Below are 12800 nucleotides of genomic sequence, written 5' to 3'. Positions count from 1 at the left end.
TAACTGAGACCAACACTTCCCAGATTGGTGACAACAGTGAAGAACCTCAACTCCCGCCACCTGGCTGCCGGCGCATTCGCCGGTGTCCTCGCACTCGCCCTCAGTGCCTGCGGTGCTGACGCAGTACAGTCCGAGGAAACCCCCGCATCAGGTGACGGCGCCAGCGAGGCCCCAGCAAGCGCATCGGGAACCCTCGCCGGCGCAGGTGCCTCCTCCCAGGAGAAGGCCATGAACGGCTGGATTGCGACAGCAACCAGCACACTTCCCGACCTCACCGTGACATACGAGGCAGTCGGCTCCGGCGGAGGCCGGGAACAGTTCCTTGGCGGCGGTGTCCAGTTCGCAGGTACTGACGCAGCACTCAAGCCCGAAGAAAAAGAAGCCGCAGTCGAGCGCTGCTACGGCGGAGAAGCTATCCAGCTTCCCCTCTACATCAGCCCCATCGCGGTGGCCTACAACCTTCCCTCCGTGGACGCAGACCACCTCAACATGTCTGCTGAAACAATCGCGAAGATCTTCAACGGTGACATCACCAAGTGGAACGATGACGCGATCGCCGCCGAAAACGACGGTATCGACCTTCCTGACCTTGACATCATTCCCGTGAACCGGTCCGATGAGTCGGGAACCACAGAAAACTTCACCGAATACCTGCACGCTGCCGCAGGCGATGCCTGGCCGCACGACCCCTCCGGTGACTGGCCACGCTCTGGAACCCAGTCCGGAAACGGAACCTCAGGTGTCATCGACACCGTGAACCAAACTGAAGGTGCCATCACTTACGCTGACGCCTCACGCGCCGAAGGGCTGGGAACAGTAGCCCTCAAGGTCGGCGAAGAATACGTTCCTTTCTCCGCGGAAGCAGCAGCCGCCGTTGTAGATGCCTCACCACGTGCCGAGGATGCAACAGCCAGCAACATTGTTGTCGAACTCGACCGCAACACCACGGCAGCTGGAGCCTACCCGCTCGTCCTCATCTCCTACTCTGTGGCGTGCTCGGTCTACGAAACCGAAGCAGACGCCACCAACGTCAAGGCGTTCCTCACCTACGTGGCGTCAGAAGAAGGACAAGCCGTTGCTGCGCAACCAGACGTCGCAGGATCCGCACCAATCTCCGCAAACCTGCGTTCAGAAGTGCAGTCCGCGATCGACTCCATTAGCGTTGTCAAATAAGACGACACGTGCGCACTGACAGCGGGCCGGTGTCTCAACACACCGGCCCGCACCAGTGTTCACCACTGACCTGATTCACCCAACCAGTGAGTGAGAAAACCGCACGATGCCCACACCAAACCGAACCACGCGTGAGGCCACATCTACCGTGACGAACGATCACAACAGCACAGCCACCCACGGCTCACCACCACAGACCCCATCCTCACGCGGGACCGGGCAACTCACCGTGAAGCGGCGCGGCGCTGTCGCATCGGCACTGAGTGCACGCTGGTTTGAGTTCCTGTCCACCGGGATGGGCCTGTTTATCCTCATCATCCTCGCGGCGGTTGCAGCATTCCTCGTGAGCGAAGCGATGCCAGCTCTGACCGCAGACACTGAAGAGCTCCAGAAGATCTCCTGGTTCTACGCGGACTCTGTCATCGGGTACGTCGGGCCACTGATTTTTGGGACCCTCCTAGCCTCACTCATCGCGCTTCTTCTTGCTGTCCCGCTCGCCGTGGGAATCGCACTCTTCATCTCGCATTATGCTCCACGTAAGCTATCCGGGCCCCTCGGGTACGTCATTGACCTGCTTGCCGCCATCCCCTCCGTTGTCTACGGATTATGGGGGGCGCTATGGCTCGCGCCAATTGTCGACCCGGCCTTCCGCTGGTTCACGTCAGCGCTCGGATTTATCCCCCTGTTCGCTGATTATCAGCCCCCCGCGAAGAACATTCTGACCGCATCGATTGTCCTCGCCGTGATGATCCTGCCCATCATCACTGCAGTAGCACGCGAAGTGTTCCTCCAAACCCCCCGCCTTCATGAAGAAGCAGCCCTTGCGCTTGGTGCAACACGGTGGGAAGTCGTCCAGATGGCCGTGTTCCCCTTTGGCCGCTCCGGGGTGATCTCCGCAGCGATGCTCGGGCTCGGACGCGCACTGGGTGAAACCATGGCGGTGCTCATGATCCTGTCTCCTGGGTTCCTCTACTCCTTCTTCTTGCTGCAACCAGGACAGCACCAAACAATCGCCGCGAACATTGCGTCGAAGTTCCCCGAAGCCTCCGGCCTGTCCGTGTCAGTTCTCATTGCAACCGGACTTGCGCTCTTCGTCATCACCCTGGTGGTCAACATGTTTGCCCGCTGGATTGTCTCCCGCCGCAAAGACTTCTCAGGAGCTAACTGATGGCTACCTCAACACCCCTTGAACCCACCCTGGCCACCCAACCTGGTGTTCTCACCTCACGACCCCGGCTCCCGCGGTGGGCGCCCTACGCCACCCTCGGATTCGCTGCGATCCTTTCCGGCGCTATCCTTGCCCTTTCTGGAGCGCTGTCCGCCACGGCATTGGTCGCGCTCAGCGTGGTCATCTACGCGGTCGCGATCACCGTGTGGTCACTGCGTGTGGAAGGATCGCGATACGCTGCTGACCGTACAGCGACCACAGTGGTCACCGTTGCTTTTGGGCTAGCGCTCATCCCCTTGGTGTCTCTGCTGTGGACCGTCATCGACAATGGTGCACGCGTTGTTACCTTCACGTTTCTCAACACCAACATGGTCGGTGTGTACGGAGAGATGACAGCAGGCGGTATCTTCCACGCAATCTGGGGCACCATTTTGGTCACCCTCGCCGCCACCGTCATCTCCGTCCCCATCGGAATTCTCACTGCCATTTATCTGGTCGAGTACGGGCGTGGGGCGCTTGCCCGAGGCGTCACGTTTTTCGTGGATGTCATGACCGGAATCCCGTCGATCGTCGCAGGTCTTTTCGCGTTCTCGCTGTTCACACTCCTGTTTGGGCCCGCCTACCGTGCAGGCATCATGGGGGCAACCGCACTCGCAGTCCTCATGACCCCCGTGGTGATTCGATCCGTTGAAGAGATGCTCCGCTTGGTGCCTAACGAACTGCGTGAAGCCTCATATGCGCTCGGTGTGTCCAAAGCGCGCACCATCTTCAAAGTGGTTCTCCGGACCGCAATCGGTGGAATCGTCACCGGTGTCATGTTGGCAATCGCGCGCGTGATCGGGGAAACCGCACCTCTGCTCCTGACCATCGGGCTGGCAGCAGACGTCAACTGGGACTTATTTGACGGCCGAATAGCGACCCTCCCAGTCTTTGCTTACCGTCAGTATCAGCAAGGTGGTATCGGTGTGGACCGTGCGTGGGGGGCCGCGCTCACACTCATCGTCATCGTGATGCTGCTCAACATTATTGCCCGACTCATCGCGAAGTACTACGCCCCGAAAACTGCACGCTGACCGCCGGCGTGGAAAGGTTGCCACACACTATGTCTAAACGAATCGATGTTGAAGACCTCAACGTCTATTACGGGGATTTCCTCGCCGTTGAAGGCGTCACCATGAACATCGAACCGAAGTCCATTACGGCGCTGATCGGACCGTCCGGCTGTGGGAAGTCAACCTTCCTGCGCACCTTGAACCGCATGCACGAGGTAATCCCTGGTGCACGCGTCGAAGGGCGAGCACTGCTTGACGGTGAAGACCTCTACGGGGCACAAGTGGACCCAGTCGCGGTTCGCCGTCACATTGGGATGGTGTTTCAACGCCCCAACCCGTTTCCCACAATGTCCATTGCTGACAACGTTCTTGCGGGAGTGAAACTTAACTCCAAACGGTTGTCAAAATCAGCGGCTGAAGAAATCGTGGAATCCTCACTTCGAGGCGCGAACCTGTGGAACGAAGTCAAGGATCGACTCGACCGGCCAGGATCGTCGCTGTCTGGTGGACAGCAGCAACGCTTGTGCATCGCCCGTGCGATTGCGGTGAAGCCTGATGTGCTCCTGATGGATGAGCCATGCTCTGCACTGGACCCGATCTCGACCCTCGCGATCGAAGACCTCATGCACGAGCTCAAGTCGGACTACACCATTGTCATCGTGACCCACAACATGCAGCAGGCTGCGCGTGTGTCTGACCGCACCGCGTTCTTCAACATCGCGGGAACCGGGAAACCCGGCAAACTCATTGAAATGGACGACACGGCTGTCATGTTCTCTTCCCCCAAGGAACAAGCAACTGAGGACTACATCTCAGGCCGGTTCGGGTAACCTCGTGTGCCAATAGCCGATGCGGGCTGCACCTGGATCTCCCAGATGCAGCCCGCATCGTTTGTTCCGTGCCTCTGCGCCGGCGGTGACTAGGCGTCGCTGACGGTTGCGAGGAAGTCGGCATATTCGGGCAGAGACCCATCAACGACAGGTACTGCAACATCGGCAGATACGCCTTGCGCATCGCTCACCGTGACGATGAGGTTGCCGCCCGCTGGGACCGCGACAGTGGGTAATGTGGGGGGCTCGGTATCTGTGGTGAAGTTGGTGGTTGCCCCAGGCCCGAGGTCAACTTGGAGCGATAAACCACTGTCAGCAGCGGTGAGAGTCGCGGTTTCTGCACCCCGCGAGTCATTGTGCACAGCGCCAAGAAGGTAGCCTGTGTTGTCGTCGTCGACGACAACCATCAGGTTGACCACCTCGATGGTTCCTGAATCCAAGGTGATACGGGTGCCATCTGACGCCCCGTAGTAGTGCTGGGTTTGGGTGGACGCGCACGCGGACGCCCCGAACACAAGGGCAGCAGCCAGGGCACCTGTGACACCGACGCGGATGGGGGAGGACGTTCTGACCATGGGGAGCTCCAGAAAATGGCATGAGGATCACACGGTGATCGCGGGCAGATCACGCCATAGTCTACCGATTCTCACCGCTCGCAGGTCGGAAAGCGTCTATGACCTCAACCACTTGTCACACCCGAAACCGCCTGGTCACTTGACGTGGGTCAAAACACAGTGCAAGATTCGCCTACTCGGGTTCAAGTGCCCGTGATAAGATGGACATCCGCGAAAGGGGACTACCGCTGATGTCGTTCACAGTAGGGGAGACAGTTGTCTACCCGCACCACGGAGCTGCACTGATCGAGGAGATCAAAACTCGCACCATTCGAGGCGAGGACAAAACCTACTTAAAACTAAGAGTTGCCCAGGGTGACCTCGTGATCGAGGTGCCAGCGGAAAACATCGACCTCGTCGGGGTTCGCGATGTTGTTGGCAAAGAAGGGCTCGACGAAGTGTTCGAGGTTCTTCGAGCACCCTACACCGAAGAGCCAACGAACTGGTCACGCCGTTACAAAGCGAACGTCGAAAAGATCGCCTCCGGTGACGTCATTAAAGTCGCTGAGGTTGTTCGTGACCTTTCCCGGCGCGACACAGACCGCGGACTGTCAGCAGGAGAGAAGCGCATGCTTTCCCGTGCTCGCCAAATCCTCGTGTCTGAACTGGCGCTCGCAGAGCGCACTGAAGAGGACAAAGCTGAAGCTATTTTGGATGAGGTTCTTGCGTCCTCCTGATGCGACCATCCCCATTCCTACATGACCAACAGCCGCCTCACGTTCCTTGATGGGAATGTTGGCAGGGCGGCTGTTGTTGTGCAACCAAGAGAGATCTGACATGAGGAGTGAGTGACATGACCACCCGCCATGACGGTTATGAATCTGAGCCCCTCTTCGAGGCGCACCCGGCACAAGAGACCGTTTCCAACACACCATCGGCGATTCAGTTCACGGTCGAAGGCACGCCACCATTCGCTCCCCGCGAACGTGTCGTGTCGGTGGGAGAAGAACTCCGCATTGATGTGAGCGCACTGGATGTGACACCAGCTGCCGATGACATTCAGGTGCGGTGGGAGAATGGACACGTCGGCCCCACCTACCGGGTGCAACCTGAGGACGTAGGGACTACGTTGCGCGCAGTAGCGATCTTTGCATCCCATGATGTGGAGCCGCTCCACGTTGAGGTGGAAAGAGCCAGTGTGATCCCGGCGCCTGCTCCCAGCATTGATCGGTCTTTGATTTCTGTTGCTCCGAGCCTCACTGAGGCAGACCCGGACTCCAGTGATGCCTCCAGCGTCATCGAGGAGGCATTGAAAGAAGCCCTCGGGGATCATCCTGCGGTCCACGCGCTCAGCCCACAGACTTTTGCGGCACAAGAACTCGTTCCCTTACTTGTTGCCGTGGATGCGGACGCTTTCTCACAGCCAGTGGACCGTGTCGATATCGCGCTTGTGATTAACGGCGTGATCATGCAACGCGTGGAGAACATCGCCCCTGAGCGGCTTGGCTCGGGAAAAGACGGCGTGTATCTCCTCGCTGAGGACGGCACGGATATTGATGTGTACCGCGCGGAACTGACTCCGCCGGCAGGCTCTGAAGGTTCCGTTGCGGCCATTGATGTGCGAGGAAGCTCTGCTGGCAGTGAGGAAGGGTCAGCTCGCATCACTGTGGGTGTCATTGGTGCTGGCCGGACGTTGGCGCTGCACACAGAACGTGGGGTGACATTCAAGGAGCCCCGGGTTGGGCGCAAGTCGTCTGTGAAGGTCCGTCTTGACGATTTCACTCCGCAGGCAGAAGAGTTGTCGTGGCAGTGGCTGGTTGATTCACGGCCCGTCAAGGGGGCAACCACGTCACGATACAAGGTGCGCCCTAAGGACCGCGGGCGGGTCATCAGCGTGGCGGTGCTTGCACAGCGCGAAGGTTACCTTCACACCCTTGTCGAAGTGAACCTGGGTGTCGCGTTGCCCGGGGACGCCATGGAGTACCACGGCCCTGACCTTGATATCGACGGTGAACCCGTGGTGGGGCACACGTTGTCGGTGAGCGGGTTTGACCCAGGATTCCTGGATCGACGCCCTAGCGACATCGAGATTCAGTGGATGCGCGGGCAACGGATCATTCCCAAGGCACATGGGTGGGATTACACGGTCACGCCGCAGGATCAAGGGCAGTGGTTGTGGGCGCGGATCATCGTCAAGAAACGCGGGTACCGTGCCACAATCATCTCCACGTCAGCGGTTGAGATCGCGTGAGTAAGCTGGACGTAGGGTCACGCCGCCACGTGGTTGGTGTGGTGACTGCAGCCGGGTCTGGTCAGCGCCTGGGTTACGACATCCCTAAAGCACTGGTTGAGTTGGTGCCAGGGCAGGCGGACACGGCGTTAGTTGTTATGGCAGTGAACCGGATCGCGCAGGTAACAGGAATGCAGCGTGTTGTGGTGACAGCGCCCGATACTCACGTCAGGCAGGTGAAGCAACTGCTGTGTCAGCATGGTCCACACCATGTGACTGTCGATGTGGTGTCAGGGAGCACAACTCGGCAAGCGTCCGTGGCGGCTGGTTTGGCGGCGTTAGCCGCACATCACCCACCTGGTGATGCGGGCACTGAGCGTGTTGTGCTCGTTCATGATGCGGCCCGGCCATTGACGCCGACTCGTGTGATGGATGAGCTTGTGACCACAGTCCTTACCGGGCACGTCGGGGTGATTCCCGTGTTGCCAGTGACAGATTCGCTGGTGTCAGTGACTACGGATGCGACACATGAGTTCGCTCAGGTGACGGGTGTAGTACCTCGTTCGTCGATGCGCCGGGTTCAAACCCCGCAAGCTTTTCTTTGGAACGTCCTTGTGGATGCCCATGAGCGTGCATCAACATGTGCCCACGATGAGTTGCATTCGTACACTGACGACTCCAGTGTGGTTGCCGCTGCAGGACACGCTATTGCTGCCATTGACGGGTCTGAGTACGCCGTCAAGATCACGACACCTCACGACCTGAGTTATGCCCGCCACTTACACACCGTGGAGAATTCCCGATGACGTCCCCTGTGATCCCCAGCGTGGGCATTGGAACAGATGTACACGCCTGGGCGCCTCAGCCAACGAGTCGTGAACTATGGCTTGGCGGTATCCTCTTCCCTGGCGAACCTGGATTAGATGGGCATTCCGATGCCGACGTTATTGCACACGCTGCGGCAGATGCGCTCTTTTCAGCTGCTGGCATGGGCGATCTTGGCACCAACTTTGGCACTTCGGAACCGCAGTGGGCAGGAGCGTCGGGTGCGCGACTCCTTGCTGAAGCAGCGCGCCGAGTCAACGAGGCTGGCTACCGCATCGGGAATGTTGCCGTCCAACTCATTGGGACGAGGCCGAAAGTAGGACCGTACCGTTCCGCCATGGAACAGGCCATGTCCCAGGCAGCAGGAGCGCCAGTTCGTGTGTCGGCGACAACTACTGACGGTCTGGGATTCACTGGCCGAAACGAAGGCCTGGCAGCACTGGCAACGGCACTTGTGTACCGCGACGACGAGCTGCTTACGGACTCGCCCAGACGATAAGTACTGGGTGAGCGGACAACATGCGGGTGAGGTCTTACGAGTCATCCTCAGGGATGTGACCAGCCGGGGGCGCGCACGAGGCGCGTTCCACCAAGGTCGTTGGCATTGTCACGTTCTTGACCACATCGTTCCCAGCGAGCAGGTCACACAACATGTCCATGGCGCGGGCGCCCATTTCCTGCAAAGGCTGCGCCATTGTTGTGAGTGGGATACGGAACAGGGCGGCCTCCGGGACGTTGTCGAACCCAATGACAGAGATGTCGTCAGGAACACGTAACCCGAGGGATTCGGCGACCTCGATCACTTTGATCGCCGACAGGTCGTTTGCGGCAAAGATTGCCGTGGGCCGCTTGTCTGCCGGGAGCGTCAGGATTTTCCGTGTTGGACTAATTGATAGGTCAGGTTGATAACCGCCTTCATCAATGAGGTCAGCGTCCACAGAGATGCCCGCATCAGCCATAGCAGCCCGGAAGCCTGCTTCCCGATCTTTTGAGGACTGAAGGTCTGCGCGCCCGCCAAGGAAGCCAATACGTCGGTGACCAAGCGACAAGAGGTACGCGGTGGCCTCCAGCGCGCCCCCGTAACTGTCACATTTCACCGTGGGCAACGTGGATGTGCCCAGGTGAGGGTCGATTGCGACAACGGGAGTGGGGAATCGATCGTCCACGCCTGAGGGGGTCACAATGATCGCACCATCAATGAGGGTTCCCGAAAGCCGCGAAATGTGTCTGCGTTCCCACCCAAGCCGATCCCCAGACATCCCTTTGCCGGAGTAGGCAAGAAGTTCGTACTCGTGGGCGCGGATAGCAAGAGCTGCACCTTTAAGGAGTTCCGTGGAAAACGGTTCGAACTCCGCGACAAGCATGCCCACCACCCCACTACGACCGCTTCGCAACGATTGGGCGCCTAAACTCGCCTCATATCCGAGGTCGGCGATGACCTGGCGTACGTGGGCGACGCGCGAGGGAGAAATCCCGTCTTTGTTATTGACGACCTTGGACACGGTGGCAACAGAAACGCCTGCTTGACGGGCGACATCGGCCATAGTGACGCGGGGGGCAGTATTCACACTATTCAGTATAGGCGTTCATCATGCGTTACGATACCGTTATCGAAAACGATGTCGTTAACGATTGACACGAGACTGTGCGACCGGTCACCATGGTTATGCACATCACTCAATGACGAGGAGACTCTCTAATGAGAAACACGAAAACCATGCGGTTCCTTGCGGCCGCAGCAGCGATCTCCATGCTCGCAACCGCCTGTTCAGGTGGCAGCGACGAGGAGAACACAAACGCCGATGGTGACACCGTCATCACCTGGTGGCACAACTCCAACACCGGTAGTGGTAAGGACTACTACGACCAGATCGCGGCAGACTTCGAAGCAGCCAACGAAGGCGTCGAGGTCAAGGTTGAAGCACTTCAACACGAAGACATGACCACCAAGCTGGAAGCAGCCTTCCAGTCCGGTGAAATGCCCGACATCTACATGGAACGTGGTGGTGGTGAACTCGCGGACCACGTGGAAGCAGGCCTGACCCGCGACCTCACCGAAGATGCTGCCGGAACAATCGCCAAGCTCGGCGGTAACGTCGGTGGTTGGACCGTGGATGACCGCGTCTACAGTTTGCCTTTCTCCATTGGTGTTGTTGGTTTCTGGTACAACAAAGCTCTCTTTGAGCAAGCAGGCATTGAGTCAGCGCCGACCACCATGGCCGAGCTGAATGACGCTGTTCAGAAGCTCAAGGACGCAGGCATCGAGCCCATCTCTGTTGGTGCCGGTGACAAGTGGCCAGCAGCTCACTACTGGTACTACTTCGCACTGCGTCAGTGCTCGCAGGACGTTCTTCAGTCCGCTGTTGTCTCTCTTGACTTCCAAGACGAATGCTTCGTTAAGGCTGGAGAGTCGCTCGAAGACTTGGTGGCAACTGAGCCCTTCAACGCTGGGTTCCTCCAGACTCCTGCACAGTCCGGTCCCACCTCCGCATCTGGTCTCCTCGCTACCGACAAGGTCGCCATGGAACTTGCAGGGCACTGGGAACCAGGCGTGATGCAGGGACTCACCGAGGACGAGCAAGGTCTTGGTGAAGACACCGGATGGTTCCCATTCCCCGCTGTTGAAGGCGGAGCTGGTGACCCAGCCGCGCAGCTCGGTGGTGGTGACGCATGGGCCGTTGCTCAGGACGCACCAGATGTTGCCGTGGACTTCGTGGAATATCTCCTCTCCGATGAGGTGCAAAAGGGCTTCGCAGAACTCGACATGGGTCTGCCCACCAACCCCACTGCTTCCCAGTACGTTGCTGACCCAGCACTTGCTGACCTCCTCGCAGTTCGTGACGCATCACCATTCATCCAGTTGTACTTCGACACCTCGTTCGGCACCTCCGTTGGTGGCGCTATGAACGACGAAATCGCACTTGTGTTCGCCGGCCAATCCTCTGCACAGGGCATTGTCGACGCAACGCAGGCAGCTGCTGACCTGGAAAAGTGAGATAACACCGTGGCAGACAAGACTCAAGCATCGGCCGTCGATGCAGGCCTGTCTGCGACTCACGGATCACAGACTCCGGCTGCTGGAGGTCGCACACCTTCAGCAGCCGGGTCTGAACCCGCACGTCGCAAGGCAAAGCCAAACTACCGTCAGGCAATCGAAGCCGGGATCTTCATCGCACCAGCGCTGGCGCTCTTCGCGTTCTTCGTCGTATGGCCCATGATTAAGGCTGTACAGTTCTCCCTCTACAGATGGAAAGGGTTTGGCCCGCTCGTCGACTTTGTGGGGCTCGACAACTACATTCGCGTTCTCCAAAATGATGTCTTCATTGGATCGCTCACTCACAACCTCATCATCATTGTTGCGTCGATCGCCATCCAGCTTCCTCTCGGGTTGCTGATTGCCCTTCTTCTCAACCGGAAGATGTGGGGCCGCGCAGCACTGCGAACCATTGTGTTCGTCCCCTATGTTCTTGCTGAAGTGATCGTTGGTGTCATCTGGTTCCAGATGCTCCAACCGAACTACGGCGCGATCGCGGTGGTTCTCGATGCAGTAGGTATCCAAGGTCCACCTCAAGGGTTCCTTGGCACCGTTGAGCTTGCACTTCCCACCTTGATGGTTGTGTTGACCTGGAAGTTTCTTGGGTTCGCTATCATCTTGTTCCTTGCCGGGCTGCAAGGAGTCCCTGAAGAACTGCATGAAGCAGCACAGATCGATGGTGCTTCATGGTGGCAGACTCAGGTGAAAATCACCATTCCTTTGATTGGCCCTACCCTTCGCACCTGGGCGTTCCTTTCCATGGTCGGATCACTCCAGCTCTTTGACATGGTGTGGATCCTCACCAAGGGTGGACCAGCGAACGCAACAACAACGATGGTCACGTTCCTCATCAATGAAGGAACGAAGCGGTCAAACTACGGGATCGCTTCTGCCGCCTCCGTTGTCCTCTTCATCATTGCCCTGGTCTTCGCGCTCGTCTACCAGCGCTTCGTCTTGCGGCGAGACAACCCTGACATCGAACCTCAGCGAAAGAAGGTGACCCGATGAGCGCCGTCACCACGACCCCGCGCCCCAATCCCGACAAAGCAGTGACACCCAAGCGGCGTCGCGGAAAACGTGACGGGCACGCGGCAGGTCCTTTCGTTTACTTCATGGCAATCCTGCTGGTCTGCGTGACGCTTGGACCAGTGATGTTCGCAGTGCTCGGCGGGTTCCGGACGAACGCGCAGCTCGCTGAATCCCCTGCAGGCTTGCCTGATCCGTGGGTGCTGGACAACTACATTCGTGTGATCACCTCAGAGAACTTCTGGATCTACACGATGAACTCCACCATCGTTGCAGTCTTGACCACGGCAATGGTTGTCATCTTCGGGATGATGGCCGCCTACCCCCTCGCGCGCTTCAAGTTCAAGTACCGGGAACAGATCTTCATGATCTTTGTGGCTGGCCTGTTGTTCCCCGCAACAGTTGCTGTGATTCCGCTCTTCATTTTGATCACCAAAGACTTGGGTCTTGGGAACTCATGGATGGGCCTTGCGCTTCCACAAGCAGCGTTCGCGCTTCCCATGACGATCGTGATTTTGCGGCCATTCCTCCAAGCGATCCCGAACGAGCTTGAAGAAGCGGCAAACCTCGACGGCACTGGACGCATCGGGTTCTTCTGGCGCATTGTTCTTCCTCTGTCGGGCCCAGGCATGGTGACGACAGGTGTGCTGGCGTTTGTTGGTTCGTGGAACGCATACCTTCTCCCGCTCCTGCTGCTCCAGGGCGACATGAAAACGCTGCCGTTGGGTGTCGCTGACTTCTCGTCGCAATACTCCTCAGACCAAGCCGGTGTCTTCGCGTTCACGACGTTGTCCATGATCCCCGCGTTGATCTTCTTCCTTGCTATGCAAAACAAGATCGTCAACGGTCTCCAGGGCGCAGTGAAGGGTTAATCAGTGCGGCCCCCAACGCACATGATGAAGGAAAAA

At 58.4% G+C, this 12800-nt stretch carries 13 protein-coding genes; 11 read left to right on the top strand and 2 right to left on the bottom strand.

The window, feature by feature from the left end:
* Positions 1–27 precede the first annotated feature (27 nt).
* The 4 genes from pstS to pstB all read left to right on the top strand — a co-directional run bounded on the left by pstS (position 28) and on the right by pstB (position 4223).
* Positions 28–1173, top strand: coding sequence for a phosphate ABC transporter substrate-binding protein PstS (pstS, locus tag JDEN_RS10470; RefSeq protein ID WP_015772348.1), 1146 nt, complete (start codon positions 28–30; stop codon positions 1171–1173).
* Between the two features lie 106 nt (positions 1174–1279).
* A complete protein-coding gene (pstC, locus tag JDEN_RS10465; protein WP_015772347.1) occupies positions 1280–2341 on the top strand; it encodes a phosphate ABC transporter permease subunit PstC in 1062 nt (353 codons plus the stop codon).
* Positions 2341–3414, top strand: a complete 1074-nt coding sequence (pstA, locus tag JDEN_RS10460) for a phosphate ABC transporter permease PstA (RefSeq protein ID WP_015772346.1) — start codon at positions 2341–2343, stop codon at positions 3412–3414. The genes pstC and pstA overlap by 1 nt, the downstream gene beginning before the upstream one ends.
* 29 nt (positions 3415–3443) lie before the next feature.
* Entirely contained in the window at positions 3444–4223 is a 780-nt protein-coding gene (pstB, locus tag JDEN_RS10455; RefSeq protein ID WP_015772345.1) for a phosphate ABC transporter ATP-binding protein PstB, read from the top strand.
* Between the two features lie 89 nt (positions 4224–4312).
* Here the strand turns inward: pstB and JDEN_RS10450 are convergent, their stop codons facing one another.
* On the bottom strand, positions 4313–4798 hold the full coding sequence (locus tag JDEN_RS10450) for a hypothetical protein (protein ID WP_015772344.1): 486 nt from the start codon (positions 4796–4798) through the stop codon (positions 4313–4315).
* Positions 4799–5028: 230 nt separating this feature from the next.
* Between JDEN_RS10450 and JDEN_RS10445 the strand changes: the two genes are divergently transcribed.
* The 4 genes from JDEN_RS10445 (at position 5029) to ispF (ending at position 8331) form a co-directional block, all read left to right on the top strand.
* On the top strand, positions 5029–5514 hold the full coding sequence (locus tag JDEN_RS10445; protein ID WP_015772343.1) for a CarD family transcriptional regulator: 486 nt from the start codon (positions 5029–5031) through the stop codon (positions 5512–5514).
* Between the two features lie 116 nt (positions 5515–5630).
* The gene (locus JDEN_RS10440) at positions 5631–7028 is read left to right on the top strand and encodes a hypothetical protein (protein ID WP_015772342.1); all 1398 of its coding nucleotides are present in this window, start codon (positions 5631–5633) and stop codon (positions 7026–7028) included.
* Positions 7025–7813 (top strand): IspD/TarI family cytidylyltransferase, encoded by a 789-nt coding sequence (locus JDEN_RS10435; protein WP_015772341.1) that lies wholly within the window; start codon positions 7025–7027, stop codon positions 7811–7813. Before JDEN_RS10440 ends, JDEN_RS10435 begins: the two co-directional genes overlap by 4 nt.
* On the top strand, positions 7810–8331 hold the full coding sequence (gene ispF, locus JDEN_RS10430; protein WP_015772340.1) for a 2-C-methyl-D-erythritol 2,4-cyclodiphosphate synthase: 522 nt from the start codon (positions 7810–7812) through the stop codon (positions 8329–8331). Before JDEN_RS10435 ends, ispF begins: the two co-directional genes overlap by 4 nt.
* Positions 8332–8365: 34 nt before the next feature.
* On the opposite strand, the gene JDEN_RS10425 is transcribed toward ispF, so the two are convergent.
* Positions 8366–9376 carry a LacI family DNA-binding transcriptional regulator gene (locus JDEN_RS10425; protein WP_015772339.1) on the bottom strand — a complete coding sequence of 337 codons (1011 nt, stop codon included), beginning with the start codon at positions 9374–9376 and terminating at the stop codon, positions 8366–8368.
* Positions 9377–9531: 155 nt separating this feature from the next.
* Here JDEN_RS10425 and JDEN_RS10420 point away from each other — a divergent pair, with 155 nt between their 5' ends.
* Genes JDEN_RS10420 through JDEN_RS10410 form a run of 3 tightly spaced genes read left to right on the top strand, consistent with a single transcriptional unit; the run spans position 9532 to position 12764 of the window.
* Positions 9532–10827, top strand: a complete 1296-nt coding sequence (locus tag JDEN_RS10420) for an ABC transporter substrate-binding protein (RefSeq protein ID WP_015772338.1) — start codon at positions 9532–9534, stop codon at positions 10825–10827.
* A 9-nt stretch (positions 10828–10836) separates the two neighbouring features.
* Positions 10837–11874, top strand: coding sequence for a carbohydrate ABC transporter permease (locus tag JDEN_RS10415; protein WP_015772337.1), 1038 nt, complete (start codon positions 10837–10839; stop codon positions 11872–11874).
* Positions 11871–12764 carry a carbohydrate ABC transporter permease gene (locus JDEN_RS10410; protein ID WP_015772336.1) on the top strand — a complete coding sequence of 298 codons (894 nt, stop codon included), beginning with the start codon at positions 11871–11873 and terminating at the stop codon, positions 12762–12764. Before JDEN_RS10415 ends, JDEN_RS10410 begins: the two co-directional genes overlap by 4 nt.
* Positions 12765–12800: the final 36 nt, after the last annotated feature.

Origin of the sequence: Jonesia denitrificans DSM 20603 (assembly GCF_000024065.1) — a bacterium.
GTDB lineage: Bacteria > Actinomycetota > Actinomycetes > Actinomycetales > Cellulomonadaceae > Jonesia > Jonesia denitrificans.
This window is presented reverse-complemented; position numbering and strand designations above follow the sequence as displayed.

What these genes read in the sequence shown, in the direction of transcription:
- pstC (WP_015772347.1), top strand. Translation starts at nt 1,280, where the DNA reads ATGCCCACACCAAACCGAACCACGCGTGAGGCCACATCTACCGTGACG.
- pstA (WP_015772346.1), top strand. Translation starts at nt 2,341, where the DNA reads ATGGCTACCTCAACACCCCTTGAACCCACCCTGGCCACCCAACCTGGT.
- pstB (WP_015772345.1), top strand. Translation starts at nt 3,444, where the DNA reads ATGTCTAAACGAATCGATGTTGAAGACCTCAACGTCTATTACGGGGAT.
- JDEN_RS10450 (WP_015772344.1), bottom strand. Translation starts at nt 4,798, where the DNA reads ATGGTCAGAACGTCCTCCCCCATCCGCGTCGGTGTCACAGGTGCCCTG.
- JDEN_RS10445 (WP_015772343.1), top strand. Translation starts at nt 5,029, where the DNA reads ATGTCGTTCACAGTAGGGGAGACAGTTGTCTACCCGCACCACGGAGCT.
- JDEN_RS10440 (WP_015772342.1), top strand. Translation starts at nt 5,631, where the DNA reads ATGACCACCCGCCATGACGGTTATGAATCTGAGCCCCTCTTCGAGGCG.
- ispF (WP_015772340.1), top strand. Translation starts at nt 7,810, where the DNA reads ATGACGTCCCCTGTGATCCCCAGCGTGGGCATTGGAACAGATGTACAC.
- JDEN_RS10425 (WP_015772339.1), bottom strand. Translation starts at nt 9,376, where the DNA reads ATGGCCGATGTCGCCCGTCAAGCAGGCGTTTCTGTTGCCACCGTGTCC.
- JDEN_RS10420 (WP_015772338.1), top strand. Translation starts at nt 9,532, where the DNA reads ATGAGAAACACGAAAACCATGCGGTTCCTTGCGGCCGCAGCAGCGATC.
- JDEN_RS10410 (WP_015772336.1), top strand. Translation starts at nt 11,871, where the DNA reads ATGAGCGCCGTCACCACGACCCCGCGCCCCAATCCCGACAAAGCAGTG.